This window comes from Pontibacter indicus (genome assembly GCF_900156345.1).
Taxonomy (GTDB): Bacteria; Bacteroidota; Bacteroidia; order Cytophagales; family Hymenobacteraceae; genus Pontibacter; species Pontibacter indicus.
This window is the reverse complement of sequence record NZ_FTPP01000002.1, coordinates 125,864-151,285: the sequence shown is the minus strand read 5'-3', so window position 1 is coordinate 151,285 and position 25,422 is coordinate 125,864. Positions and strand designations below refer to the sequence as shown.

The window sequence follows — 25,422 nt, the reverse complement described above, 5'->3', positions numbered from 1 at the left end:
AATGCTACTGTTAAACCAGGCTCTGGCGTAGTTTCAAATCAATTAGCTCTGCTTCTATTGTGGCCTCGTCCAGTATAATGTCCACACCCCCGATCAGCTCATCGCGTACCCGCAGTAAAAATTTCTGCGTGTCGGTATACAGCACAATGGCGGCATCGTAGTGAATGGCCTCATCAAACTCCTGATTCCAGTCCTGGTATACCTCGATCATCAGCACAGGGCTCGACAGCACACGGATTTCAGAGTGCTGGCCCGACTGCAACAATTTTTCACAGCGGAGCGGCATCCGGCTCTCTTCTATCTCGAACTCGTAGAAGGTGGTAGAAGACCGAGGTGTCAGCTTGTAGTCGGCGCTGATGTTGATGAAGCGGTGGTCCCGCTTGTTTTTGGTCAGACCGATGGCAAACTCAGGCGCCCAGTAGGTAACCTTACCGCCGGTAGCCTGTATTTTGATATGGTTGGTGAGGAAGTAACAGATCCGTTCCCCTACAATCCTTTTCAGGAGCTGTGTGCCTGCGTCCGTCAGTTTTACGTTTTCTATCTCCTCCATCTGCTTTCAGGTTGTTTTGTTGGGTTGCTTGCGTTGCGTTTGCTATACCTAAACCAGCACCGTTTTGGGTAGTTTGATGTGCTGCAGAAGCTCTTCCACCACTTTGTCAGGGGTGATGCGTTCGGCCTCGGCCGTAAAGTTGACAAGTATACGGTGTCGCAGCACCGGGAAAGCCATGGTCTGCACGTCGGCGGCCGTTACAGCAAAGCGTCCTTGTAGCAAGGCCCTCGCCTTGGAGGTGAGGATTAGCGCCTGGCCCGCCCTCGGACCCGCTCCCCAGCGCACATAGTTTCTGATGTGGTCGCTCGAGGTAGTGTCAGGTCGTGTGGCCCGCACCAGTTGGTTGACATAAGTGAGCAGGTCCTCGCTGATGCTCACTTCCCGCACGAGTTGCCGCAACAGAAGTATTTCCTCGCCCGAAATGGCCGGATGTACCTGTGCCTGCCGGGTACCGGTGGTGCTGGTGAGGATGTTGAGTTCTTCGAGTTCGGTCGGGTATTTTATTTTGATGTAGAGCAGGAAGCGGTCGAGCTGCGCCTCGGGCAGCGGGTAGGTGCCGGCCTGCTCGATCGGGTTTTGGGTGGCGAGCAGGAAGAAAGGCTTCGGCAAGGTATAGGTAGTGCCCGCGTACGTTACTTCATACTCCTGCATGGCCTCCAGCAGGGCCGCCTGTGTCTTGGGCGGCGTCCGGTTGATCTCGTCGGCCAGCACAATGTTGGCGAAGATCGGTCCCTCGTTGAACTTGAAGAAGCGTTTGCCGGTGGCGTGGTCCTCCTCCAGCACCTCCGTGCCGAGGATGTCGGTCGGCATGAGGTCCGGCGTGAACTGGATGCGGCGGAAGCTCAGGTCCATGGCGTTGGAAAGGGTGCGCACCAGCAGGGTTTTCGCCAGACCCGGTACGCCCTCCAGCAGACCGTGTCCGCCTGCCAGCAGCGTGATCAGCACCTCGTCGAGCACTTCCTCCTGCCCCACAATCACTTTCTGTATCTCCTGCTTGAGCTGTGGCAGCTTGCTGAGGAGTTGGTTGATGTCTTGTTCAGTCACTGGTATCTAATTATTAATGACGAATGAATAATGATTAATAATGAATAGTTAATCAAGAGGATTTCTGCAGAATGGTCATGTGAAGAATCCTTTACAGGGATATTAGTCATTACTCATTCATAATTATTTCATTAACTCGTCAGCGCATACATGATGATATTGACGCCGAACTTGGTATTGTCCTCCGCCAGCCAGCGCTTGTTCCGAAAGTCGTAGTCCCACTCGCAGCCGTAGTCTTTGTTACTGTAGAGTACTCCGATTCTACCGTTGATTTCGATCGCCTTCAGGTAATCGTGCACCAGGTCGTCACCCCAGCCGTTGAGCTCAAATGAGGTCGTAGGCGGTCCCTCGTCGAAGGTGAAGAAGCTGCGGTAGAGCTTGTGGTTGTTGGGGATCTTTTTCAAAGCTCCCTGCCCAAAGATCTGCTTCATCTGCTCCTCAAACGACCTGGCAAAAAGCCCGTCGATGTCGTGGTTGCAGTCGTCTACGAACACAAAGCCGCCGTTGCGCACATAGGTCTCGAAGTTCTGCCGCTCCTTCTGGTTGAACTGCACCAGCCGATGGCCGCTCATGTAGCTGAAGGGGTAGTTGAACAACTCGGCACTCTCCAGCGGTATAATTTTTTCCTGCTCGTTCACCTTCACCGTGGTATACTCGATCAACGAATGCAACAGATTGCTCGGCATACGCGGGTCGGTATCCCAGTTGCCGGAGCGGTATTGCAGTCGGACGAAGGTGAAAGGTTGCAATTTGAATGGTTAGATTTTTATGCTTTAAGCTTCTATCTGCTTGGCAGTAAACTGGGTCAAAGAATTTTCTCCGGGTCTAGATCGGCTGTTCTAAGAATCAGCTTGTAGGCATCTAAAAAATCATTCAGATTCCTTTTGCCGGTGTCATGGTTTGGTGTTTTCACATAATAAGTAACGCCTGTGCCATTTGCTCCATAAGATATGTAACAGGAGGACCCGTCTAAAAATATGGGGTGCGGGCCATTGATGATATCTATTGGCTTTATCCTATCCAAAGAGGTGACAAGGTTTCGAAACTGCTCTTCCGTTATGGTTATCTTCTGCTCTTTAGGCTTGTTTTCCGGTTTCAGGGTACTGGGGTTTATAGCTGATCGCAGAGATAGAGATTCTACTCTGACACTATAAGCATTGTCCGGATCGCGGGAAATATGAACCTTAACACGGGCATTATCCAGTCTCGCAGCGCTGCTGTATTCCAGGTTTATAAACCTCACTTCTTGGCCAAAGACAGCGCTTAAGGTAAGAACGCTGATAAATATTATGGATAGTATTGTTTTCATGGTGGGCTAGCTTGACTTTCATGTTTTATGAACACGAAAATGAATGCCGTACACATTTCGCGTACGGCATCCAGGTATAGATCAGTATGGTTTACACCGCGTCAGACAAGCTGGTGAAGGTGAAGTCGCGAATCTTCATCGGCGGCACCAGGTTACCCCCGATGCGCTGCGGACGACCCAAAGCCTCCAGGTTGTTGAGCATGATGATCGGGCTCTCGTTGAAGCGGAAGTTCTTCACCGGGTACTGGATCTTGCCGTTCTCGATGTAGAAAGTACCGTCGCGGGTAAGGCCGGTATAGAGCAGCGTCTGCGGATCCACGGAGCGGATGTACCACAGGCGCGTTACCAGAATGCCGCGCTTGGTGTTCTTGATCATCTCCTCCAGCGACTGGCTGCCGCCCTCCATCACCACGCCGCCTGGGTTTGGCACCGACTTAGCACCGGTCTTCTCAGCCCAGAAGCGGGAATTGTAGAGGTTCTTGATCACGCCTTTGTCAATCCAGGTAGTCTTTTCGCGCGGACGGCCATCGCCGGCAAACGGTGCGGATGGAATTTCTGCGTGCGCCGGATCAGAGTATACGGTGATGCGCTCGTCTACCAGTTTCTCGCCCAGTTTGGTTTTGCCTCCCGGTTTGCTCAGGAAGCTGCGGCCTTCTTCGGCGTTACGCTGGTCCATGTTGCCGAACATGTTGCGCAGTAAATCGATCGAAGCAGCCGGCTCCAGGATAACGGTGTACTTGCCAGGCTCCAGTGCTTTTGCGTTTTTAGAATTAACGGCTTTGCTGGCTGCTATCTGAGAAGCAGCGCCCGTATCGAGTTTACTCACGTCGCTGAAATCCTGGGTCACGTAGCCAGAGCCGGTGCCGTCCTCGGTGCGCATGGTTACCGAGAAATCTACCACAGTAGAAGGATGGTAGGCAAACAGGCCTTTGGAGTTGAGGCGGGACATGAAGCTGGTGGAATGCTCCAGGAAGCCTGCCGCGGTCAGACCTTTGTCGGCGGCTGCCTTGATGCTTTTGGCAGCGGCCTCAGCACGATAAGCCGGATCAATTTTAGCAGTGGTATCGAAGTGTGCTTTGGTAGTGATGTACTTCTGAGGCCCCAGCATCGGCACGTACTCCGGGCTTTCCGGTGCAATGCGGGCGATCTCCTCCGAGCGACGGATCACCTTCTCCAGAGAGGCATCGTCAAACTCGTTGATCGTAGCCACACCGGAGCGCTTGCCAAAGCGAGACTCTACTGACATCGACACATTCTCTTCGGCGCCGCTGGTCGACACCTCGTTGCGGGCGTAGCGGATGTTGCCGCCGTTGTAACCGCTGAGCGTTACCTCACACTCATCGGCCTTTGAGTAAGCCAGGGCCTTTTTCAGCAAAGCCTCCGCCTGTTCTCTTGTATATATTGCCATCTTGTTTTTAGTTAAGAGTTATGAGTTGAGAGTTAAAAGTTGAGAAGCGATAACAGGTATAGCTATACCTACTAACAAGGCTTTTTGCTGAGCAAGAGTCCGTGTATAGACTCTACACGCATAACTTTTAACACTTAACTAATTTAGATTTTCCTAGCCGTGTTGATCACGTTCACCCCGTTGAAGCGCGTGTGGGCAGAGCCGTGCGAAACGGCGCTCACCTGGCTAGGCTGACCTTTGCCGTCGAAGAACGAGCCGAACAGGCGGTAGTCGCTCTCGTCGCAGGAGCCCATGCAGGAATTCCAGAACTCTTGCGTGTTGCTCTGGTACGCCACGTCCTCGAGCATGCCCACAATCTTGCCTTTGCTGATCTCGTAGAACACCGTGCCGCCGAACTGGAAGTTATAGCGCTGCTGGTCGATCGAGTAAGAGCCACGGCCGGCAATGTAGATGCCTTTGTCCACGCCTGAGATAAGCTGGTCCACGTTCATTTTCTGCTTGCCTGGCGCCAGCGATACGTTTGGCATGCGCTGGAACTGCACCGAGCTCCAGTTGTCGGCGTAGCAACAGCCGTGCGACTCCGGCTCGTTGATGATGTGCGCCTGGTCGCGGATGGCCTGGTAGTTCACCAGAATACCGTCCTTGATCAGGTCCCATTGCTTGGTTTTCACGCCTTCGTCGTCCCAGCCTACCAGGCCAAGCGATCCCTTCTGGGTCTTGTCTGCGAAGATGTGCACCTTATCGGAGCCGTACTTGAATTTCTTGGATTTCCACTTGTCGAGGGTGGCAAAAGAGGTACCGGCGTAGTTAGCCTCGTAGCCCAGCACGCGGTCGAGCTCCAGCGGGTGACCCACCGACTCGTGGATGGTCAGGCCGAGGTGGTTCGGGTCGAGGATAAGGTCGTACTTGCCGGCGGCCACGGATTTGGCTGTCAATTTCTCTTTGGCTTGCTTGGCGGCCAGGGCGGCGTCTTCGAGCATGTCGTAGGCGTAGCGATAGCCGGTTAGGCCAGTGCCTTCCGGTCCTTTTATCTTCTCGCTCGCTTTCGGTACCATGTATTCCCAGCCCATACCCATCGGGGCGCTGAGGGCCTCACGGGTTCTGAACTTGCCTGTGGCCTTGTCTACAGCCGTCACCGTGAAGTTTGGCCAGATGCGGTGGATGTCCTGGTCAATGTAAGAGCCGTCGGTAGAGGCAAAGTATTTCTGCTCGTTTATCTGGAAGAGGGCCGAGTTCACGAAGCTGGCGCCGTTCTCCAGCGCCTTGGCATTGGCGGCCAGCAGGAGGTCGGCTTTCTCGTTGATCGGTACCTCAAAGGCATTCTTTTCAATTGGCGTTTTCCAGCTCACCTCGCCGTAGCTTTTCACAGGGGCCAGTCTTACCGGCTCTTTCTGTAGTTTGGAGTTGGCTTTGGCGATGGCCACCGCTTCCTGGGCAGCCTTGGCTATACCTTTGTCGCTCACGTCGGAGGTGGCGGCAAAGCCCCAGGTGCCGTTGGCCAGCACACGCACGCCCACGCCGTAAGACTCGGCGTTCACAATATTCTGTACCTGCTGCTCGCGGGTGAAAACGTACTGCTGCAGGTAGCGGCCTATACGCACGTCGGCATAAGAGGCGCCACTCGACTTGGCTGTGTTAAGGGCTACATCAGCCAATCGCTTTTTCAAGGCTGGGTCTACCTGCTCCAGCGCTCTCTCGGGTGAGATGATATCGCCGAACACAGGTATAGAAGGCAGCATCAGCCCTCCAAATCCCAACGCCGATAGCTCAATAAATTGACGTCGTTTCAATGTCTTTTGAGTTAAGGTTTAGATTAGTTTAGTTTTAGGTAACTAAGTTTAGGGAATTACATCCTTAAATCAAAGTATAGACAAACTTATAAGCTTGAGGAGGCAATTTAATCGATAAACCGGCTGTTCCGCTCTACCAGATGAGCGTCTCGCCAACAGCCTGATAGGTGATTGGCGCAATAGCGAAAGAGCGGGTGTAATGTTTGCAGGCCGGCGGCGTCTCTGTAACTGGAGGGTCAGCTGCGGTTTCTGCGCCTTGTACTTATACCTGACTTTGTCGCTATGAAGAATCAATTCCTACTCGGTTGCACCGTACTTTGTGTGCTGCTGGCGCATAGCCTGGTGCAGGCCCAACCCAACGTGCTGACGATAGCCCAGTGGCAACAGGATGTCAGGGCACTGGCTGAGCAAATGCCTAAGATGCACCGGTCCCCTTATAACAAGGTGTCGCAGCATGCGTTTGACAGCGCTGTGGCCGTTTTGCATGCGCAGGTGCCCAGGCTGCAGGACCATGAAATCGTGGTGGGGCTAACCAAACTGGTGGCTATGATCGGCGATGGCCACACCCGCCTCACGCTGCCGCAGGACATGACCGTGGCCTACAGCCGCGCGCACTCCTCCACACCGCCACCGGCTGACTCCGCCTTGTTTCTGAATCACCTGCCCGTGAAGCTTGCCCTCTTCGATGACGGCCTCTTCATCCGGGAAACCACACCCGACCTGCTGCACCTGGTAGGAGCGGAAGTGGTGCAGATCGGCAGCACAGCTGCAAAAGAAGCCTTGGAAAAAGTGAGGCCAGTGGTGCATTACGACAACGAAATGGGCTTCAAGCACCTGGCGCCCACCTTTCTGGTCGTGCCCGAATTTCTGGAGGCACTAGGTATAGCCGAAGGTTCAGAGGAGATCGTATTCGAGGTAAAGACGCGCGAGGGAGCTGTCATGGAGGTTATATTGTCTTCCATCCCGCAATTCAAGCCGGTATACTTTGTAGGAGCGAGCGAAGCGACAGGTATAGAAGCGCCCCTGAGCCAATGGAACAGGAAGGAAAAATTCTGGCTACACATGCTGGAGGATCAAAAGACGCTGTACGTGCAGCTCAACGAAAGCAATGACAAGGATGATGAAACGCTGGCGGCTTTCGTCGCAAGGATCGAGCGCATCGTTGCGGGCTTTCCGGTCGAAAAGCTGGTGCTGGACCTCAGGTATAACCCGGGCGGGAACAACCACCTGAACCGCTCCCTGGTATTGGCCCTGGCACGGTCGGAGCAGATCAATCGGTTCGGAAAGTTCTATACCCTGATCGGACGGGAGACTTTTTCGGCGGCGCAGCTGCTGGCCAACGACCTGGAGTTTTACACCAGCACCCTGTTTGTGGGCGAGCCGTCGGGTTCCTCACCCAGCGCTTACGGCGACTCCAGAAAAATGCAGCTCCCCAACAGTAAGCTCACCATCCGCGTGTCCACCATCTACTGGCGCGACTGGCACACAGACGAAAAGCGCCCCTGGACCGCGCCCGATCTACCTGTCGGCTATACCTCGAAAGACTACCTGGCGGGGAGGGATCCGGCTTTGGAAGCAGTACTGCAGCTGCCATATAACAACACTGTAGCTGGCGTGATGCGGCAGGTATACGAACGGGCGGGGTTCCAGTCGGCTACCTGGGTTCACTTCCGCGCCGTGCAGGACGCCCGCGCCGATGGCGAAGAGATAAGCAAGGCAGAGAAGGAGTTTGGCGAACACCTGCTGCTAGTTAGAAAATCACCGGAGGCTATTGCCTGGTACAGCTACATCAGTGGCCGGCACAAGGAAGAGGCCTGGCCGCTGGTCGGGTTAGCGAAGGCGCACTTGCTAGGCGATGAGCATCAAAAAGCTGCGGTCGCCCTGGAGAAGGCCATTCAGCTGCAGCCTACTGACAGCCAGGCCAAAGAGCTGCTGGCGGCTCTCAAGAAGAAGCCGTTAAAGGGGTAAAAGCGACTGACAATCAGGTGTTTGATAAGAAAGTAGGCGATGCTATACCTGGAGCCGGTAAATTTTTGATAATATGCTGTAATGTTTCCTAACCCGGGTCGTCTTTGTAATTGAATGGATCTGCAAGAGTTTAAAATAAAGGTACTTCCTGCGAAGCAAAAGCTCTACCGGCTTGCGCTGTTCCTGCTTCATGACAAAGAAGAAGCGGAGGATATCCTGCAGGATGTATTTCTCAAACTCTGGACCCAAAAAGACAAGCTGGATGCCTACAACAGCGTAGAGGCCCTGGCCATGACCATCACCAAAAACCTGTGCCTCGACAAGCTGAAAGCAGGCAAGCGAAAGCAGATGGTCGACGTGACAGGTATGGACCTGAACTCAGGAGACATGACCCCCTACCAGCACTCAGAGCTGACCGACAGCATGAGCAATGTGCAGAAGCTGCTGGAGGTCCTGCCTGAGCAGCAGAAGCTGGTGCTGCACCTGCGCGATGTGGAAGGGTACTCCTTTGAAGAAATAGAGCAGATCACGAGCCTGACCGTGAACAACCTGCGGGTGATCCTGTCAAGGGCCCGCAAAAGCGTAAGGGATGGCTTTCTAAAACTGGAGAATTATGAAGTTAGATAACATAGAGGAACTGCTGCAAAAGTACTACGAAGGCGAAACAACAGTAGCCGAAGAGAAGGAACTGCAGGCGTTCTTTAACCAGACAGCGGACTTGCCTGAGCACCTGAAGGCACATGCCGCGCCATTTCAGTACTACGCCAAACGACAGCAGGACCAATCGATCAGGGTGCTGGCCGATGACTGGCTGTTTGAGAAGATCGAACAGGCGGAAGCCGAGCAGCCGCAGCCAAAGGGGAAACAGGTGTTCTTCACGGCAATGCAGGACTATGCCACTTACTGGCGCGTGGCGGCGGGCATCATCTTCGTGCTGGGGGCCTTCTGGCTGGGTCGGAACTTGAACCAGGGTGTAGCGCCAGAGCAGCAGGCCGAAATTGTCGCCCTGCGCGAGGAAGTAAAGGAGATGAAGCGGGCGATGACCGCGGGAGCCTCCGCCAGCGAGCGCATCCGGCTGGTAAGCCAGGAGTTCGACGCAGAGCAGCCCGACGAGATCATACAGGTGCTGATCACAACGATGAACGAGGACCCGAACGTGAATGTGCGGGTGGCGGCCTCGGAGGCACTGTATAAGTTCAGCCACAAAAAAGAAGTGCGCCAGGCCCTGACAGAATCGCTGCGACTGCAGACCGACCCGATCATGCAACTCACCTTGATCGATATGCTGGTCAAGATCAAAGAAAAAGAGGCCGTCGGCGAGCTGGAGGAGATGGCGAACCGGAAAGACCTGCTCCCGATCGTGAAAAGCAAGGCAGCAGAGGGGCTGGGCATCCTGATATAACAAAGCACAATACCAAGACAAAAGATTTTACTTACCACTAGAGCGATTAGAGCCATATGAAAAGATTAACACTAGTAGCAGTTGCCTGTCTTCTGCTATCCGCGGCGCCAGCAAGTGCGCACGAGGGAAATGAAGCCCACACCATAACAGCACCCGGATCTGGCGAGTCGGCCGAGCGCTATCAGGACAAACCGCTTGTCTATAAAAACAAGCTGGGAAACAAGAAGGGCAATAAGGTTGTCATCCTGATGCACAACAGCGATGTGAAGGTGGTCGGGCATAACTCGGATGAGGTGGTGATCGAGGCCGCCAGCTATCAGGCTCCTCCCGCGCGCGCCGCCGGTCTGAAACCACTCTACAACCAGGCCGAGGATAACACCGGCATGGGCTTGTCCGTGGCGAAAGAAGGCAACACGCTGACCGTTACGAAAGCTTCCAGACAGGATGGCAAGTATACCATCCGGGTGCCTAAAAATGCCTCGGTCGTGTATGAAGAAACAAACTGGATGGGCGGTGACCTGAGCCTTGCCGATGTGGAGGGCGAGATAGAGCTGAAGTTGAATAACGGGAATGCCACGCTCACCAACATCACAGGGCCAGTGGTAGCCAATGCCACCAGCAGCGACATGGTGATCAAGTTTTCGAGCCTGAACCAGTCCAAGCCGAGCGCCATCTCCACGGTGGCAGGGACTGTCGACATTCACCTGCCGGCCAACACCAAGGCCAACTTCAACCTGAAAACCATTCAGGGGGAGATTTACTCAGACTTCGACATGAACATTGCCCGGGACTCGAAAAGCAACCTGCCGCGCGTGAGCGGGGGCAACAACATAGACGGCAAAACCAACGGCGGTGGCGTCGAGATGAACCTCTATACCATCAGCGGCGACATGTACATCCGCAAAAGCAAATAGACAAGAACAATCTAAATCTCCCGAACTATGAAAAAGATATGGACAATAGCCCTGCTGTGGCTGGTGGCAATAGCAGGGGCGCAGGCCCAGAGCAAGACCGTGGAACGGACCCTGGCCGTGCCTGCGAACAATAAGGTAGAGCTGAACCTGAAGTTCGGCGAAAACATCAAAATCAGCGCCTGGAACAAAAAAGAGGCCTACATCAAAGTAACTTACGAGATAAACAGCGGCAAGCTGAACGAGGCGCTGCAGCTGAAGTTCGAGAATGACAATGCCAGTGCCCGCGTCGATGTGGACCTGGACAAAGAGCTGACCAAAAACGGGCAGGCAGCGGACTGTCCGGACAATAACTACAGCCAGTATAATGTCAGCAAGAACGGCAACCGCAACTTCGTTTGTGCGAAGATCAATTACGAAATATTCCTGCCGGCCAACACCGACCTGACTGTGGAAACCATCAACGGGAACATAGAGCTACGGGGGTTAACCGGGCCGGTAAGCGCCAAGTCCATCAGCGGCTTTGTGGATATGAACTGGGCCCCGAACAAAGGCGCTGTTGTGGCCCTGAAAACCATCACAGGCGAAGTTTACTCCGATCTGGCCATCGACCTGGGAGGCAGCAAACAAAAGGCGCCCATGGTGGGGTATGAGCTGAAAGGCAATGTGAGCGGCGGCGGCTCGCCCATTAAGCTGGAAAGCATCAGCAACGACATCTATTTGCGCAAGCAGGACTAGGTATAGCAGGTGGCTGATCGTGCTTTGCGTCGGCAAAGCGATCGTAAGAAGTACCTGAAAGCAAAAAGCGGGATGCCATACCTTGGCGTCCCGCTTTTTGCTTATCAGTAATCTATTAGTCGTTTAGGCTTCGCTAACCTTTCCTGCCAGGCCCTCTTCTTCGAGTAGCTCGTTGAAGGCTTCGGCTTCGTTTCTGCTATTGAACTTGCCGGCTTTTAGCAGCACTACTTTGCGGCCATTTACCCGCTCCTCGGCTACCTCCAGCGGCAGGTGCTTGTCAAAGGCCTTGAGCTTGCGGCTAAGCTCCTCCACCTTCTGCTGGTTGGCCGTTGTCTGGATGGTGTAGGCATTTGGTTTAGGCTCTGCCGTTGCGGCTGCCATTTCGCTCTTGTCGAGCACCTCTACCTTTACAGTGGCCACTCCTGCCGAATGCATGCCGAGCTTGCGGGCCGCTGCTTCCGACACATCAATAATGCGCTTGCCTACAAACGGGCCGCGGTCGTTGATGCGCAAAATAACAGAATGGTCGTTGGCTGGGTTGGTCACGCGGACCATGGTGCCGAAAGGCAGGGTTTTGTGTGCGGCGGTCATCTCGTTTTTGTTGTAGCGCTCGCCGCTGCTGGTCTTTCTTCCGTGGTATTTGCTGCCGTACCAGGAGGCAGCTCCAATTTGGGTGTTGTCGTTTCTTTGTGCGAAAGTTGGTTGACTAACTCCGATAAATAGAAAAATGATTACTGTTAAGAGAATGCACTTTCTATCGTTCTTCATATAGTTTTTTGTTGGTGAACCCGCAAATTTACGGAAATATTTTAAAACGAGGGCTTATACGCTGTATTCTGGCCTTGTTATAGGGGGATACGTGAAGCCTCGTAAAAATCGCTATAAGTCATATAAAACAAAAAGTGCTGTTTTAAGCTCGTATGAGCATATTTTCATATATGTTTATAGCGATAGATTAATTAACCCTTGGCAAAAAATATTTTCGTTTTTTGTCAGGAGTTGGTGGTTTAACGGGAACTTTTCAGGCTATATTTTGTCTGACCTCAAATTTCTGCTAAAGCGTATACTTTATAAAAGCATAGTACCATGGACTTCGGAAAACTCTCAGATATCAGCCTTGTAAACTTCACGCTTCCGCCCGATCACCCGGACACACTGCCGTTGCTGAACAGGTATAAAACAGGCCTTCCACAGAGGCCGAAGATACACATCGGCCTACCAGTCTGGGTGAACAAGGCATGGGTGGGTGAACTCTACCCGACGGGTATGAAAGAGAAAGAGTCGCTGCTATGGTATGGAAAGCAGTTCAACACCATTGAGCTTAATAGCACGCACTACCACATACCGGGTCCTGATACGATCGAGCGCTGGCGCAATTCCGTGCCGCAGGGCTTCACGTTCTGCCCCAAATTCCCGCAGCTCATCAGCCACGAAGGCCCGCTGGTAAGCTCGCTCGATCTGACGGCCACCTTCTGCGAAGCCATCTCTGGGTTGGAGGATAAATTGGGCTGCTCTTTTCTGCAACTACCGCCCTACTTCGGACCTAAGCAACTACCCGATCTGGAAAAGTTTGTGCAGTACATACCTGAGAGCGTGCCGCTGGCCGTGGAGTTGCGCCACCCCGACTGGTTTGTAGACAATGTGGCCTCGCTGGAGCTGTTTGAGGTGCTGGAGAGATTCCGGGTAAGTACGGTGCTGACCGATGTGTCGGGGCGGCGCGACGTGCTGCACATGCGCCTGACTACGCCTACCGCCATGGTGCGCTTCGTAGGCAACGGCCTGCACCCCACTGACTATACCCGCATCGACGATTGGGTGGCAAAAATCAAGGTATGGCTCGAGGCCGGACTGCAGGAGCTCTACTTCTTTGTGCACGAACCCGACAATACCGCCTCGCCCGAACTCGCCACCTACCTAATCGAAAAGCTGAACAAGGTATGCGGGCTTGATGTGAAACCGCCGAAAAAATTTGTGAAAGCCGTGCAGGGCGAGTTGTTTTAGAAAGGCAGGTATAGGTATAGAGAAAGTGCCTACCCCGATGATCTATTTCGGAAAACAGCGGGCCATACCTGGAACAGTTGCTTTCATGGGCGGGTATGGCTATACCTGCAGCTTAAGAACTCTGCTATACCTACAGCCCGGAAATTCTGTGCTATACCTTCGCCACGAGGATTTCTATACCTGCTTTTTAGCGTCTGCTATACCTATGCATTAATTGCAGCTGAGGGACTTGCCGCGCCATACCTGTGTTTATTAGGCAATTCTCTGCCAGATTAATCTACCCTATACCTGTTGTTCTGGTCAATGGACGATTACTATACCTTTGACTCCAGCGCAGCTTTGCCTATACCTGCAACACTAGCGCTATACCTTGGTATCCTACTAAAGCATGACCAAAAATAAAGCGGCGCGCCCATCAGAGCACGCCGCTTTCTAAATAAAGGGTAAAGGGAGGGTTATCTTAGAGCTTGAAGCTGTCGTCTTTCAGTCCTTTGTTTACTTCGATGTTCTTCACTTCGAACTTCATCGACTGCGGTCCAACGGCTTTCTCCATCACATAAGGGAATTTCACACCGTTCACGTCTTTGTAGTCTTTGAAGGTGGACGTCTGCGTCATCACGCCTTGCGGGGTCGGGATGTTGGTTACTGTCTTTACGCGCAGGCCAGTGGCTTTGTCAAAGTAGTGTACGGTCTTCTGCTCTTCGGTCACTTTCACTTCTACCAGGTAGGCGTCCTGGCCGTCTACTTTCTCTATACCTGTCAGCTCTGGTTTGATGCCCATTTTAGCGTAGTGCAGCATCGGGAACAGATCGGCTTCGAGGCGCTGCATCTTCACTTCATCGGCAGTCAGCTCTTTGTTCACACCCTGCATCGGAACTTCTACTTTGCCTTTGTCGCCGGCAATGGTCAGGCGCTGCATCGGGTTGTTGTTCATCGAAAGCTCCTGCATGTAATTGCCTTTGGCCTGCTGCTTGTGCACGAGCTGCAGCTGCATGCCCTGCACCGTAGCACTACTGGTCACGGTTACGTCCTGCAGTTTGTCGATGCTGGCTTTGCCACCGATGGCCTTGATGTAGTTGGCCAGCACCTGGTCGGCGGTAACACCCGCTGGGATAGCGGTAGCAGCGGCAGAGCGGTCTACTTTCTCACCCATCGCATCGAAGTAAGTAATGGAGTTGTCGTCTTTGTCGAAGGCCACCAGCTTGTCAGCGATGTCCTTGGCGTTGCCTACAGCCAGAATGTATAGCTGGTCAGGGCGCACATACTGCTGTGCCACGCGCTGTACGTCAGCCGCTGTGATAGACTCAACTTTCTTCAGGTAGTTGGCATAGTAGTCGGCTGGCAGGTTGTAGCGGGCAGTAGAGATGGCGTACATGGCCACGGTGTTCGGGTTCTCCAGGCCACGGGCGAAGTTGCCGGTGATGTAAGCCTTTGCGTAAGCCAGTTCTTTGTCGGTTACACGCTCGGTTCTGATCTTGTTGAGCTCGTACATGAACTGAGTGGTGGCGCTGTCGGTTACGGCGTTGCGCACGCTGGCCGAGGCATTGAAACGACCCAGGATCTTGTCAGATGAAAGCGTAGAGTAAGCGCCGTAGGTATAGCCGTGCTTCTCGCGCAGGTTCATGAACAGGCGGGCAGTGCTGCCGCCACCCAGGATGGTGTTCATCACCTGAGTTGCCACATAGTCCTCTGCACCAGGCTTCATGTTCACAGGGTTCGTGAACGAAAGCACACTCTGCACCGCGCTCGGACGGTCTACGATCACCACCTGTGTTTTGCCATCATGCTTCGGCAGGTCGTAGTTATGGCTTGGCACGTTGCCTTTTTTCCACTTGCCAAACGACTTGTTCAGTAGCTTTTTCGCTTCTTTCGGCGTGATGTCGCCCACAACGGCCAGGTAACCAATATTCGGACGGTAGTAGGTGTTGTAGTAGTTCTGCACGTCAGCCAGCGTGATGCTTTCAATCGACTTCTCAGTCATCAACTCGCCGTTCGGGTGGTTCTTGCCGAAAAGCAGGGTGTTGCGAATCTTTCCTGCGATGGCATCCGGGTTGTCTTTTTCAGAAGCCAGGTTTGCCAGCATCTGCTTTTTCACCTTGTCGAGTTCTTCCTGTGTGAAGTTCGGATTCAGGAGCGCATCAGCCGTCAGGTCCAGCAAAGTAGGCAGGTTCTTCTTCAGGGAAGAAGCGCTGAAACCCGTAGAGCTGAACGAAAGGTTAGCGCCAATGAAGTCCACTTGCTCGTCGAACTGGTCTTTAGAACGGGTTTTGGTGCCGGTACGCATCATCTGACCGGCCATGCTCACGTAGCCTGCCTTGTCGCCCTCCAGAATCGGGTCACGGTCCAGCACCAGCGACATGTTCACTACCGGCAGTTTGTGGTTTTCCACCACGTATACCTTCAGACCGTTTTTCAGGGTGAAGTGCTCGTACTTGCCCAGCTCAATTTTAGGAGCCGGACCAGCCGGAGGAGGCGTCTGTTTTGTCTGTGCTGTGGCTACCGTGGTGAGCGCCAGCATCAGCAGGAGTATGTTGTATATTCTCTTCATGATAATTTCTTTTATATTGACAAAAGACCGCGAGACAATGGACAAAAGATGTTTGGCTATCAAGTGTCTTCCTTTGTCAAAGAGTCTTTCATCTAAAATTCAATTAGTTACTAGGTTGAGCTGACTTTGGCAGGTAGTGCAACACCACGCGGTTGTTCTTGGTGAGGTACTTGTTGGCCACGCGCTGAATATCTTCCTTCGTCACTTTCATGTAACGGTCGATCTCGTTGTTGATCAGGTTGGCGTCGCCGTAGTACACGTGGTAGTTGGCCAGGTTCTCAGCACGACCGGCCACGGTGCTGTTCTGCTGCACAAACTGGCTCTCCATCTGGTTGCGCAGCTTCTGGAACTCACGCTCGCTTATCAGCTCTTTTTTCACCAGTTCGATCTCGGCATCCACAGCAGCCTCCAAGTCCTTCACGTCCACGCCCATGTTAGCGATGGCGTAAGTCAGGAACAAGCCTGGGTCTTCAGTTGGGAAAGGGATAGACAGGGCGGCAACCGCTTTCTGCTGCTTGTCCACAATGGCCTTCGGCATGCGGGCGCTCTGTCCGCCGGAAAGCAAAGTTGTCAGCATAGACAGGGCGTAGTGGTCTTCGGTACCCTGTGCCGGAATGTGGTAAGCTTGGATCACGGCTGGCAACTGGATGTTGTCATACACGATCTTGCGGCGTTCCTCTGTCTGGGCAGGCTCTGTGATGTTCGGTCTTGGAACCTCTTTGGTGCCTTTCGGAATTTTAGCAAAATACTGCTCGATCAGTTTCTTTGTCTCGTCGATGTTGATGTCGCCGGCAATAGAAAGCGTCGCGTTATTTGGCACATAGAAGGTCTTATAGAAATCGCGGAACTCCTCGATCTTGGCGTTGTTGAGGTCCTCAAACGTGCCGATCGGAGTGATCTTGTACGGGTGCTTGGTATAGGCCAGCCCGAAAGTGTTCTCCAGGATAGTACCATAAGGCTGGTTGTCGATGCGCATGCGCTTCTCCTCCTGCACCACCTTGCGCTGTGTCTCCACGCCTACCTCGTCGATCTTGGCGCCTACCATGCGTTCTGCTTCCATCCAAAGGCCAAGAGCCAGCTGGTTAGAAGGCAGCAACTCGTAGTAGTAGGTACGGTCGAAAGAGGTGTTGGCGTTGAGGGAGCCGCCGGCCGCCTGCACCATGTTCATGTACTGGCCGCGCTCGATGTTCTCGGTGCCCTCAAACATCAGGTGCTCGAAGAAGTGCGCAAAACCCGTGCGGCCCTGCACCTCGTTTTTAGATCCCACATGGTACAGCACCGATACCGCCACGTTCGGCGTAGAATTGTCCTGGTGCAGGATCACATGCAGTCCGTTCGGGAGCGTGTACTCCGTGAAGTCAATCTTATTGCTCTTGGTCTGGGCGAAAGCCGTCAGGCCCGACGCAACCCACACAAGGCAAACGAGAAGTTTACGTTTCATGAAATGATTGTTTAGGAATAGAAAATCTCTTCTACACACGACACGTGTTATAGAAGTTATAAATTTAATCTAAACGCTGCTGTGGTTTTCCACAAATAGCTGAATGGCTATGTTCTCTCTACCAACAGGGTGAGCAGGCAGATGAAATGGGCAGACTTTGTGATTGTGTTTGTCGAAAACTTATTGTTGACCCACTTGATTCAGGTATAATTCACAGGAGTTGCTGCAGCTGCTGCAAAATGAATTTCTTAGGCAGATTAAGTAAGAGAGACAGTAAGAAGAAGCCGAAAAGCACGTACTTGGCTTGGATAATGTCTTTGTGTTTATCTGGAAGGGATACAAAGGCATAAACCAAACCAATAAGAAGCGGGAAGCTGAAAGGCGCCAGCAACCGATAGTCCAGCTCGTCGAAGTGAGAAATAGAGCGGAGAGCTAAAATGGCAGCCAGGTATAGGAAGGCTATACCTATACATATCATAGAAAAGCTATTTTGCTTCAACTCCCGCCAAAAGTTGAAATGCCGCTTTACTTTGGCTGCTACAAAAGCTAGGACCGCTATTTGGATAACAGCTGTAATGTACAGCAAGTAGTCAGGCTGGTTTTGTGGTCTGTACTCACGGATGATCAGGAACTCGTTTAGGAGGGCCTTGAAAAGCATAGCGAGGAATGCACCTAAGGACTCTGTCTCGTCCTCCAGTCGATCGAACCCAGTAGTGAAGCCACTTAGGCGGTAATTATTATACAAATATGCTATTGCTAATGCCAGTAGTACAACTGTACTTATTATCAGGTAAATGGCTGTCTTCTTCTTCCCTTTGAAAGCAAAGTAAAGTCCTAAAAGAGCTGGCACAGCAAATGAAAACGCACCAATATAACGGATGAGGAAAAGGCAGGCGCATACCACAAACAGGAACGCGATATTTTTACCTGTATGCTGACCTCTTATGATTGTATCAGTTATGCCCGCCAATAGCAGTATAAGAAATAAGAATGGCGCTTCTGACCACGTGAAGCTGTAAACTTCCATGAAAGTATACGCTCCATAAACAGAAGCCAGAATGAAAGCATATGGGTGGCTAAATTGCCTCAAAAGAACGAAGCCCAGCGCAAGTAGAATAAAATTAAGAAGCTTAGATGACCAGTAAACATCGAGCGTGCTGAGTTCTGAGAAAAGATAGATTAATACAGGGTAGCCAACTGGCCAAATAGAAAAATAGGTTCGTGTATTCGCTTCGTCCAATACATAGAAACCGTGCCCATCCTTTAAATTCTGCGCTAGATTCAGATAATGCTTTGAGTCGGGACTCAAGTAGCCGGTTCCTTCGGCGTTGACTCGTAAAACAATAATGGCTAAAACAGCTGCATATAGCAATATAAGCAGCAAGTCTGCCCTTTTCAAGTTATCCTGAAGCATACACACTTACTTAATACATCCTCGGCAACTCAATTCCCTTGATCTTCCGGTACAGCCCGAGCGCGGCTTGGTCGGTGAGGCTGGTGACGAAGTCGGTGATGTGGATGATGCGCTCGTAGTCGGAGGCACCTTCGGGTAGCTGCAGGTAGTGCGGCGGGATGAGATCGGCTATCTTGCGGTGGTGCCTGGAGTCCGGGCGGGAGGCAGCTTTCATACAGGCGTCTAGCAGACCGCCGAGCACTTCAAAACCGGCGGCTTCGATTTCCAATACTGGACGATTGCGGTAGATCAGGTCGATGGAGAGGTCCTTGATCTGGTCGAGCACTGGCTTGCAGCCGAGTTCGTTGATGAGCGGTTTGTCGTAGGTGCCAGCCAGGATAGCCTCTTCGTGTTGCAGGAAAACCTGGGTGGTCTCTTGAATGAGTTTCCCGATGATGCGCGCGCGCAGGTAGCCGATCTCTTCGCGCCAATCATAAAAAGTCAGGCTGGAGACACGGTCCGGGGCGTCGTTCAGAATCTGGCGCAGCAGGGCGATGCCTTGTTGATGTGGTACCAGGCCGAGCTTTAGGCCGTCTTCAAAGTCGATGATGCGGTAACAGATGTCGTCGGCGGCCTCTACCAGAAAAGCAAGCGGGTGACGGTGATAGAATACCTGGTCGTAGTCTCCTTTTTTCAACAGACCTAACTCCTGGGCAATGGTGTTGAACCAGGCTTTCTCTGTCTGGAAAAAGCCGTACTTCTTTTCGCTGGTGTTTTTGGTGCCCGCTATGACCGGCAGTGACTCCTTCGGATACTTCGTGAAAGTGGCCAGCGTGGTATAGGTCAGGCTCAGGCCGCCCGGCAGGTTGCAGTGCGCCGGATAGGTATAGGTGAGTACCCGAAAACCGGCGGCATTGCCTTCGAAACGCTGCAGGTCGGCCAGTTGTGCTTGGGTCAGGTTCTTCAAGAAAGGTTGTGCTTCCTCACTAAGAAAATAGGCTGAGATAGCGTCCTCTCCAGAGTGGCCAAAAGGCGGGTTGCCGATGTCGTGCGAGAGGCAGGCGGCTGCCACGATATCACCAAAGTCGGCTTCCTGTATGTTCTTGTCTCCTGTCAGGTCGGGGTAGCGCTCCAGTATGCTTTTGCCTACGATGCGGCCCAGCGAACGGCCAACCACCGAGGCCTCCAGGCTGTGCGTGAGGCGGGTGTGCACAAAGTCGCTCTCCGGCATGGGCATCACCTGCGTCTTGTTTTGCAGGCGCCGGAAGGCCGACGAAAACACGATGCGGTCGTAATCGCGCTGAAACTCGCCACGCACCGATTCATCGGAGCTATACTTACTATCGGTCGTTTCGAAGCGTTTCTTAGAAATTAAGCGTTCCCAGGAGGTAGAAAGGTTCATGTGGTAATAAGGTATAAATTAACTGAGCAGCACGCTGATGCCAACAGTTGTTACAAACAGTATAGCCAAAGATACCAGGTATACAAAGCCAACAGGTAGCAGTTTGGCTGCCGTGACCAGGTACGATTCTTTGTACACGTAGCGCAGCGCAAAGAACAAATAAACTGTGCTGATCAGAAACACCCACTCTTCAGTACTAATCCTAGGGAATACCACCTCTAGCAGTATGGCGAACATGATCAGCAGGAAGACAAAGGTATGGAAATGAACAGAGAACATGAGGTGCTCCACGTAGTTTCGGCGCTGCGACCGGTAAAACAGGTATAGGATGAACCCGAAAAATGGCATGAGCACAAACATCATGAATGAGATGTTCTTCAACAGCCTTTGCCTGGCTTGTTCTTCGTTCTCTAAAAAACTCCTGAACTTGTTGTCTACCTCTTCATTAATAATGAGGCCTGTCGTGTCGCCGGGAGCGGCAGCCGTGTCTCCAAAAGTGAAACCAACCCGCATCCTGGCAAGCGAGTCAGCTTGCAGTATACGGGCTGCAGCCTCCGGATCGGTTGTCTTTAGCCGCTCACTTGCGCTCGTCGTGTCGCTCATCACCAGATTCTTGGAGGCAAACACGGCAACCGTAGTAAAGAAAAAAAGGCTGATGAACACGTAAAGTCTAAATGGCGGGACATACGAAGCACGCTGGCCCCTGTTAAACTTTTCGGTCAGATAACCGGGGCGGGTGATCAGGTACTTGAGTGTGCGCAAAAACTTGGTGTCATAGTGCAGGGTGCTTTCAAAGAACTCCTCCACCAGGTGTTTCACCGGCACATTCAGGTCATGGTTCTCCTGTCCGCAGTTGGGGCAGTAATTGTTTACCTCCTCAAAGGTATAGCCACAGTTGGGGCATTGTACAAACTTTCGTCTTCTCTTCGCCATAAGCTTGCATCAAGCAGTATGCTTAACCTGTCAAATATAGTATACTCACTATAATAATACTACCATTCCCCTCCTCACAGAAATTTCAAACGGTCATAATAATTCGCTGTTGCAACAACAGCATTGTTATTTTGGATGTTACCTTTTGCTGTTAAGTTAAAAATAAAATTGCGATGATTTGGCTTATAGGGTGTTTTTGCTCCGAAAATCAAGCATAATAGGTGTAATATGCTAGTTACCTTTTAAGGTAAAGTCTCCTTTGCGTACAGCTGATGTTTTACAACATTTGTACAGTTACTCGAGCCTATTCCGAGCAATGGAAAACAGACTGTCCCTTTCCAAGCTATGAAAACTACACGCGAGCTACTGACAAAACCCTGCGTCGAGTATAAGCTTATGCTCCTGGAGCCTATGCCCTGACATCTGAAAACAAACCTTAATCCTGAAAAGCGGCCAGCGACATTCATTTGTTCCTGGTCGCTTTTTTTTATTTGTATTCAGGGTTAAACTATAAAAAAAACAAGGCGTAGAAATTAGTGGGATTCCCCATCCCGGTCGGGGTGATGATACAGAATGTTAAACCAAAACCAAAAGGAGGTACCACTATGAAGCCCATGAGAAAAGAACGCACCGGAGGCGAAAGCCTTGTTCCCAGATCGTTCTTCACAGATTTTTTCAGTGACGTGGATCGTTTCTTTGAGAACGACCTAATGCGGATGCCTGCACAAATCGGGCGGCAGATCATGCGGAACATGCCTGCCACTAACATCCGCGAAAATGAAAGAGAATACACCATAGAACTGGCGGCCCCAGGTATGGCGAAAGACGATTTTGCGGTGGACGTAGATGAAGGTATGCTCACCATCAGCAGCCAGAAAGAGCAGGACACTTCGACAGAGGAAGACAACTACACCCGCCGGGAGTATAACTACAGCTCATTCAGCCGCTCGTTCAAACTGCCTGAATCTGTGAGACCAGAAGAAATAAAGGCACGCTACGAAGAGGGTGTACTGAAAATAACAGTGCCAAAACAGGAGCACACTGGCGGGGGAAACCGCAAACGCGTCAGCATCGATTAAGGTGTCAGGCAAAACAGAAAAGGGAGGCGATTAGCCTCCCTTTTCTGTTTACTGCGCTTTCACCACTTTGGTGACGCCGCTGTTGCTGCCCTCGCTCCAGCGCAGCACATAGGTGCCCGCCGCCAGGTCGGCTACGTTGATCTCCACAACGTCGGTGCCGTCGGTTACGGTAGCTTTCACGTCGCGCACGAGCCTGCCCTGCAAATCGTAGAGCTGCATGCTGATGTCGGATGAGCTGCGTACCAGGTACTCTATCCGCAGAGTTTCACTTGGGGTGCCGTCGGTGTTTGTCGTGAGGCCGATCGGGTTAGGGTATACCTTGAAAACACGCAGGTCGCTTGGGTTGAGTACCTGCACCCTGCCTGAGAAAGCCTCGGTATTGTCGGTGTATACCACGCGCAGGCGGTAGTAGCTACGGCGGGGTAATGGATCGCTGTCCGTAAAGGTATAGTCGCCGGCCTGCCCTGTGACAGGCACCTCGCCCACATTCTCCCACTGCTGCCCGTCCGGGCTGCGCTGCACCACAAAGCGGGCTACGCCCGTCTCCCTGCTGGTTGTCCAGATCACGTTCACGGCGCCACTGCTGTTAAAGGAAGCATCAAAGGTGAAAATCTCAGACGCCAGGTTACAGTCGCCGTCCAGTTTGGGGATCATTGGAGAGCGGCCTCCACAAATTGGCGGGCTCAGGCTTCGGTTCAGCACCAGGTTGGCCCCGGCTATATCAGGCGGTGTCAGGTCGCGGATTTGCTTCTGGCGGGCAATGTTGTAGTGCATCAGGGTGTTTGGCAAAATAACGTGGCCAAGCTGGTGCGCGTGTCCTAATTCGTGCAGGATCACGGTTTCAAAGTCAAATTGGTTGGCGCTCGGCCCGCCCGGACCGTACTGCCAGGAGATGTTGCTGTTGATCTCCATGTCGAACTCGGTGAGCCAGAAGATCGTGTCGCGGCGGGTGCCGTTGATGGATACGCAGCCTCTGTACTTGCTGATGGTGCGGGCCAGCACACTCTGCCCTGTCACGGATGGAGGCGCAAAACGAATCACGCTTCGTCCGTCGTCGGCCGCGTTCTCGGTGGTGGTAGTTGCCCCAATTATCCAGTTTACGTTGGTGGTACACACCCAATTGTTCACGGCACGTCGGAAACCCTCCTGAGCAGCGGCTCTGCTTTGCAGACTGGGAGCGAACTGTATGGTATAGCCACCGCTTCGGTTGGCGTCGATCAGGGCTGGCTGGTAAGGCGTGTTGCCACCCTCGGCCACCACGTTAGAGTAGGCGAATTCAATCACGAGCGTGGCGGCGCTTATACCTGAGGTTCCGTCGTTGGCGGTCACTTTCACGCGGCCTGTACCGGCTGTGCCACCCGTCTGGGTATAAGAAGGTACGATCACCCGAATCTGGTTATTGGTCCAGGATAGATAGTCAGAGGCGTAGGGGCGCACCAGGGTAGTGCCGCCGTCGTCGGCGTTAGGGAATTCCACGAAGCCGTTTCCGCGGGTATTGCCGAAGCCCGTGCCTGTGATGGTCAGGACAGCGCCCGTACCGGCACTGGTGCGTGTTGGGCTGATGCCCGCTACCACTACGGCCTGTGTCGCCTGTGTGCTCTCCTGTTTCAGCTGGGCCTTTATACCTGACTCCAGTTTTTCGTTGGCTAACACGGTTTTGTACTGTCGTCCCATGCGCGAGGTGACGCTCTTGTATACCTCCTGCACGGATTTATATTGGTTGAACGGGTCGGCGGCGGTGCCTTGCGCCACATCGTAGCGCACAAATCCCTGCCGGCTGCCATAAGGCTTGGTGATAACAGCTGCCGCGCTTGCTGCTATACCTGTAGGTGCACCCTTGGTCAGGAAAAACATGCCCTGCTGCCCTTTGCGCAGCTGCAAAGCCGACGACACCGTGTGCATGGCCAGGCCTACTGTACCACCGTCTGTGATCACCTCCACCTGGCGCTCCTGTAGCTCACCCTTGAACACCTTGAAAAGCCGGACGGTGTGTGCCGTGTAAATAAACTCCTGCCGGGCATCCCAGAACGAGCGCTGGGCCACCACCTCGCCCTCCACAATGATATCGGCAGCCTTGATGCGCTCCTCCAGCGGAATGGGCACCATGTGCAGGTCTTCGGAGGCATGTGCTGCAAAGGAAATCACCGAGAGAAGGAGTGCCAACAACATGGCAGCGCTTCGAGACCCCAGGCGGTCAGGTGTTAGGAGTGTGGTGGTCATATACAGGTGCGGATTGTCAGTTTAGCTGTCGAAAAATTAGAGTGTGGCATGCAAAGCGGCCATAACGTACTATTACGGAAAAGGATATGCCATGGTATGGCCGGTTTGCTGCCAAATATAATAAAATTGTGTGTCGGATGAAGCATGTCAGGTATAGCTGTCGCCTGTGCGCGGAAGTTCTGCCCTTTAATGCGCCAGGGCGGATTTTATCAGGATGAATTCGTTGATGTTGTCGGAGTTGATGACGCCGGCCAATCGCCCGTTCTCGAGCACCGGGAAGAGCGGCGCCTTGGTTTTCTGCAGCTCGGTATAGGCCTCGGCCAACTTGTCCTGCACGTTAAAGGCTTTTACTTCCTGCGTCATGATGTCCGCCACCGGACTTTCGACCTTTTCTTCTTTTACGGCCTGTATCAGTTGCATGCGCGTGAGCGTGCCCATCACCTGCCCGTCCTGTTCCACTACAAAGTCATGCTCCGAGCCTTTGAGCAGTTTACCCAGGGCGTCGCGCACTGTTTCGGTGGGTGCCAAAGTCACGAAATTGGTCATCATGCCTTCGCGCACCTGGTGGCCGCGCAGAAACTCGATGTGCTGCACCACCACGTTCTCAGACCAAGCTCCGAAAAACACGAAGATGCCGATCAGGATCAGGAAGGGGTTGTAGAAAAAGCCGATGAACATGAAGAAGATGGCCAGCATCTGCCCGAGGTTAGCCGCTATCTGCGTGGCCCGCACTCTGCCCAGTTTAAACGCCAACAAGGCCCGCAACACGCGTCCGCCATCCATCGGGAAGGCAGGTATAGCGTTGAAGACCACGAGCATCATGTTCACAAAAAAGAGCAGGTATAGGAAGTTGGCCGGTGTAATACGGCTGAAAAACGACTCGTCCGGCAGCTCGCGCAGCGGCGGAAGAATCAGCCAAAGCACGAAGGCAATTACCACGTTCACGGCGGGGCCTGCAATGGCGATCATCAGTTCCTTTTTCGGGTTTTCAGGTATACGCTCCAGACTGGCCACACCGCCAATCGGCAGCAGGGTGATCATTTTGGTGCCCACGCCATAGCGTTTCGCCATCAGCGCATGGCCTAACTCGTGCAGCACAACGCACAGGAAAATGGTCAGCACAAAGGCAACCGACAGGAGGGTGGCCATCAGGTCGGAGCCACGCTGCATTTCCGAAAACACGATCCAGCCGATCAGGATCAGGAATGTCCAGTGCATCAGGATTTTGATGCCCGCTATTCTACCGAGGTTAAGGGACCATTTCATAAGACGTCTCTACGTGTCG

Annotated in this window: 22 protein-coding genes; 8 read left to right on the top strand and 14 right to left on the bottom strand. The window is 52.8% G+C overall.

Translation table 11 applies throughout. From position 1 onward, the window contains the following. Positions 1-10: 10 nt before the first annotated feature. The 6 genes from B0B12_RS09290 to B0B12_RS09265 form a co-directional block, all read right to left on the bottom strand. Complete coding sequence (locus tag B0B12_RS09290; RefSeq protein WP_076668170.1) at positions 11-550, bottom strand: hypothetical protein; 540 nt, start codon at positions 548-550, stop codon at positions 11-13. Between the two features lie 48 nt (positions 551-598). Next, positions 599-1,594, bottom strand: a complete 996-nt coding sequence (locus B0B12_RS09285; protein ID WP_076668169.1) for an AAA family ATPase — start codon at positions 1,592-1,594, stop codon at positions 599-601. 131 nt (positions 1,595-1,725) lie between these two features. Then, complete coding sequence (locus B0B12_RS09280; RefSeq protein WP_076668167.1) at positions 1,726-2,343, bottom strand: DUF4159 domain-containing protein; 618 nt, start codon at positions 2,341-2,343, stop codon at positions 1,726-1,728. Positions 2,344-2,399: 56 nt separating this feature from the next. Continuing rightward, positions 2,400-2,903, bottom strand: coding sequence for a hypothetical protein (locus tag B0B12_RS09275; protein ID WP_076668165.1), 504 nt, complete (start codon positions 2,901-2,903; stop codon positions 2,400-2,402). Positions 2,904-2,994: 91 nt separating this feature from the next. After that, positions 2,995-4,311 carry a TldD/PmbA family protein gene (locus B0B12_RS09270; protein ID WP_076668163.1) on the bottom strand — a complete coding sequence of 439 codons (1,317 nt, stop codon included), beginning with the start codon at positions 4,309-4,311 and terminating at the stop codon, positions 2,995-2,997. A 143-nt stretch (positions 4,312-4,454) separates the two neighbouring features. Then, positions 4,455-6,101 (bottom strand): TldD/PmbA family protein, encoded by a 1,647-nt coding sequence (locus B0B12_RS09265; RefSeq protein WP_076668161.1) that lies wholly within the window; start codon positions 6,099-6,101, stop codon positions 4,455-4,457. A gap of 282 nt (positions 6,102-6,383) precedes the next feature. On the opposite strand from B0B12_RS09265, the gene B0B12_RS09260 reads away from it, so the two are divergent. The 5 genes from B0B12_RS09260 to B0B12_RS09240 all read left to right on the top strand — a co-directional run bounded on the left by B0B12_RS09260 (position 6,384) and on the right by B0B12_RS09240 (position 11,120). Beyond that, positions 6,384-8,069 carry a S41 family peptidase gene (locus B0B12_RS09260; RefSeq protein ID WP_076668159.1) on the top strand — a complete coding sequence of 562 codons (1,686 nt, stop codon included), beginning with the start codon at positions 6,384-6,386 and terminating at the stop codon, positions 8,067-8,069. 114 nt (positions 8,070-8,183) lie between these two features. Then, positions 8,184-8,696 (top strand): RNA polymerase sigma factor, encoded by a 513-nt coding sequence (locus tag B0B12_RS09255; RefSeq protein WP_076668156.1) that lies wholly within the window; start codon positions 8,184-8,186, stop codon positions 8,694-8,696. Next, the gene (locus B0B12_RS09250; protein ID WP_076668154.1) at positions 8,683-9,471 is read left to right on the top strand and encodes a HEAT repeat domain-containing protein; all 789 of its coding nucleotides are present in this window, start codon (positions 8,683-8,685) and stop codon (positions 9,469-9,471) included. Before B0B12_RS09255 ends, B0B12_RS09250 begins: the two co-directional genes overlap by 14 nt. A gap of 56 nt (positions 9,472-9,527) precedes the next feature. Continuing rightward, positions 9,528-10,385 carry a DUF4097 family beta strand repeat-containing protein gene (locus tag B0B12_RS09245; protein WP_244554659.1) on the top strand — a complete coding sequence of 286 codons (858 nt, stop codon included), beginning with the start codon at positions 9,528-9,530 and terminating at the stop codon, positions 10,383-10,385. 27 nt (positions 10,386-10,412) lie between these two features. Continuing rightward, positions 10,413-11,120: a DUF4097 family beta strand repeat-containing protein gene (locus tag B0B12_RS09240; RefSeq protein ID WP_076668151.1), complete on the top strand. Its 708-nt coding sequence runs from the start codon at positions 10,413-10,415 to the stop codon at positions 11,118-11,120. Positions 11,121-11,243: 123 nt separating this feature from the next. Here the strand turns inward: B0B12_RS09240 and B0B12_RS09235 are convergent, their stop codons facing one another. After that, entirely contained in the window at positions 11,244-11,888 is a 645-nt protein-coding gene (locus B0B12_RS09235; protein ID WP_076668148.1) for a septal ring lytic transglycosylase RlpA family protein, read from the bottom strand. A gap of 318 nt (positions 11,889-12,206) precedes the next feature. On the opposite strand from B0B12_RS09235, the gene B0B12_RS09230 reads away from it, so the two are divergent. After that, positions 12,207-13,121 (top strand): DUF72 domain-containing protein, encoded by a 915-nt coding sequence (locus B0B12_RS09230; protein WP_076668145.1) that lies wholly within the window; start codon positions 12,207-12,209, stop codon positions 13,119-13,121. Between the two features lie 37 nt (positions 13,122-13,158). Further along, on the top strand, positions 13,159-13,335 hold the full coding sequence (locus tag B0B12_RS20300) for a hypothetical protein (RefSeq protein ID WP_170871845.1): 177 nt from the start codon (positions 13,159-13,161) through the stop codon (positions 13,333-13,335). Positions 13,336-13,581: 246 nt separating this feature from the next. Here the strand turns inward: B0B12_RS20300 and B0B12_RS09225 are convergent, their stop codons facing one another. The 5 genes from B0B12_RS09225 to B0B12_RS09205 all read right to left on the bottom strand — a co-directional run bounded on the left by B0B12_RS09225 (position 13,582) and on the right by B0B12_RS09205 (position 20,838). Next, entirely contained in the window at positions 13,582-15,669 is a 2,088-nt protein-coding gene (locus B0B12_RS09225) for an insulinase family protein (RefSeq protein WP_076668142.1), read from the bottom strand. A 103-nt stretch (positions 15,670-15,772) separates the two neighbouring features. Next, positions 15,773-17,110 (bottom strand): M16 family metallopeptidase, encoded by a 1,338-nt coding sequence (locus B0B12_RS09220; RefSeq protein ID WP_076668139.1) that lies wholly within the window; start codon positions 17,108-17,110, stop codon positions 15,773-15,775. Positions 17,111-17,321: 211 nt separating this feature from the next. Further along, on the bottom strand, positions 17,322-18,524 hold the full coding sequence (locus tag B0B12_RS09215) for a hypothetical protein (RefSeq protein WP_076668136.1): 1,203 nt from the start codon (positions 18,522-18,524) through the stop codon (positions 17,322-17,324). A gap of 10 nt (positions 18,525-18,534) precedes the next feature. Next, positions 18,535-19,905, bottom strand: coding sequence for a dGTP triphosphohydrolase (gene dgt / locus B0B12_RS09210; protein ID WP_076668134.1), 1,371 nt, complete (start codon positions 19,903-19,905; stop codon positions 18,535-18,537). A gap of 18 nt (positions 19,906-19,923) precedes the next feature. Beyond that, a complete protein-coding gene (locus B0B12_RS09205; protein WP_244554658.1) occupies positions 19,924-20,838 on the bottom strand; it encodes a DUF3667 domain-containing protein in 915 nt (304 codons plus the stop codon). A 605-nt stretch (positions 20,839-21,443) separates the two neighbouring features. Here B0B12_RS09205 and B0B12_RS09200 point away from each other — a divergent pair. Then, positions 21,444-21,917: an Hsp20/alpha crystallin family protein gene (locus B0B12_RS09200; RefSeq protein ID WP_244554657.1), complete on the top strand. Its 474-nt coding sequence runs from the start codon at positions 21,444-21,446 to the stop codon at positions 21,915-21,917. Positions 21,918-21,965: 48 nt separating this feature from the next. Here B0B12_RS09200 and B0B12_RS09195 read toward each other — a convergent pair whose 3' ends face one another. Beyond that, positions 21,966-24,137, bottom strand: coding sequence for a T9SS type A sorting domain-containing protein (locus B0B12_RS09195; RefSeq protein WP_076668131.1), 2,172 nt, complete (start codon positions 24,135-24,137; stop codon positions 21,966-21,968). A gap of 186 nt (positions 24,138-24,323) precedes the next feature. Next, positions 24,324-25,403 (bottom strand): site-2 protease family protein, encoded by a 1,080-nt coding sequence (locus B0B12_RS09190; protein ID WP_076668129.1) that lies wholly within the window; start codon positions 25,401-25,403, stop codon positions 24,324-24,326. Positions 25,404-25,422 lie beyond the last annotated feature (19 nt).

Excerpts from the sequence above, each read along its gene's own strand:
- B0B12_RS09290 (WP_076668170.1), bottom strand. The coding sequence starts at position 550 with ATGGAGGAGATAGAAAACGTAAAACTGACGGACGCAGGCACACAGCTC.
- B0B12_RS09275 (WP_076668165.1), bottom strand. The coding sequence starts at position 2,903 with ATGAAAACAATACTATCCATAATATTTATCAGCGTTCTTACCTTAAGC.
- B0B12_RS09270 (WP_076668163.1), bottom strand. The coding sequence starts at position 4,311 with ATGGCAATATATACAAGAGAACAGGCGGAGGCTTTGCTGAAAAAGGCC.
- B0B12_RS09260 (WP_076668159.1), top strand. The coding sequence starts at position 6,384 with ATGAAGAATCAATTCCTACTCGGTTGCACCGTACTTTGTGTGCTGCTG.
- B0B12_RS09255 (WP_076668156.1), top strand. The coding sequence starts at position 8,184 with ATGGATCTGCAAGAGTTTAAAATAAAGGTACTTCCTGCGAAGCAAAAG.
- B0B12_RS09250 (WP_076668154.1), top strand. The coding sequence starts at position 8,683 with ATGAAGTTAGATAACATAGAGGAACTGCTGCAAAAGTACTACGAAGGC.
- B0B12_RS09245 (WP_244554659.1), top strand. The coding sequence starts at position 9,528 with ATGAAAAGATTAACACTAGTAGCAGTTGCCTGTCTTCTGCTATCCGCG.
- B0B12_RS09240 (WP_076668151.1), top strand. The coding sequence starts at position 10,413 with ATGAAAAAGATATGGACAATAGCCCTGCTGTGGCTGGTGGCAATAGCA.
- B0B12_RS09235 (WP_076668148.1), bottom strand. The coding sequence starts at position 11,888 with ATGAAGAACGATAGAAAGTGCATTCTCTTAACAGTAATCATTTTTCTA.
- B0B12_RS09230 (WP_076668145.1), top strand. The coding sequence starts at position 12,207 with ATGGACTTCGGAAAACTCTCAGATATCAGCCTTGTAAACTTCACGCTT.
- B0B12_RS20300 (WP_170871845.1), top strand. The coding sequence starts at position 13,159 with ATGATCTATTTCGGAAAACAGCGGGCCATACCTGGAACAGTTGCTTTC.
- B0B12_RS09225 (WP_076668142.1), bottom strand. The coding sequence starts at position 15,669 with ATGAAGAGAATATACAACATACTCCTGCTGATGCTGGCGCTCACCACG.
- B0B12_RS09220 (WP_076668139.1), bottom strand. The coding sequence starts at position 17,110 with ATGAAACGTAAACTTCTCGTTTGCCTTGTGTGGGTTGCGTCGGGCCTG.
- B0B12_RS09215 (WP_076668136.1), bottom strand. The coding sequence starts at position 18,524 with ATGCTTCAGGATAACTTGAAAAGGGCAGACTTGCTGCTTATATTGCTA.
- dgt (WP_076668134.1), bottom strand. The coding sequence starts at position 19,905 with ATGAACCTTTCTACCTCCTGGGAACGCTTAATTTCTAAGAAACGCTTC.
- B0B12_RS09205 (WP_244554658.1), bottom strand. The coding sequence starts at position 20,838 with ATGGCGAAGAGAAGACGAAAGTTTGTACAATGCCCCAACTGTGGCTAT.
- B0B12_RS09200 (WP_244554657.1), top strand. The coding sequence starts at position 21,444 with ATGAAGCCCATGAGAAAAGAACGCACCGGAGGCGAAAGCCTTGTTCCC.
- B0B12_RS09195 (WP_076668131.1), bottom strand. The coding sequence starts at position 24,137 with ATGACCACCACACTCCTAACACCTGACCGCCTGGGGTCTCGAAGCGCT.
- B0B12_RS09190 (WP_076668129.1), bottom strand. The coding sequence starts at position 25,403 with ATGAAATGGTCCCTTAACCTCGGTAGAATAGCGGGCATCAAAATCCTG.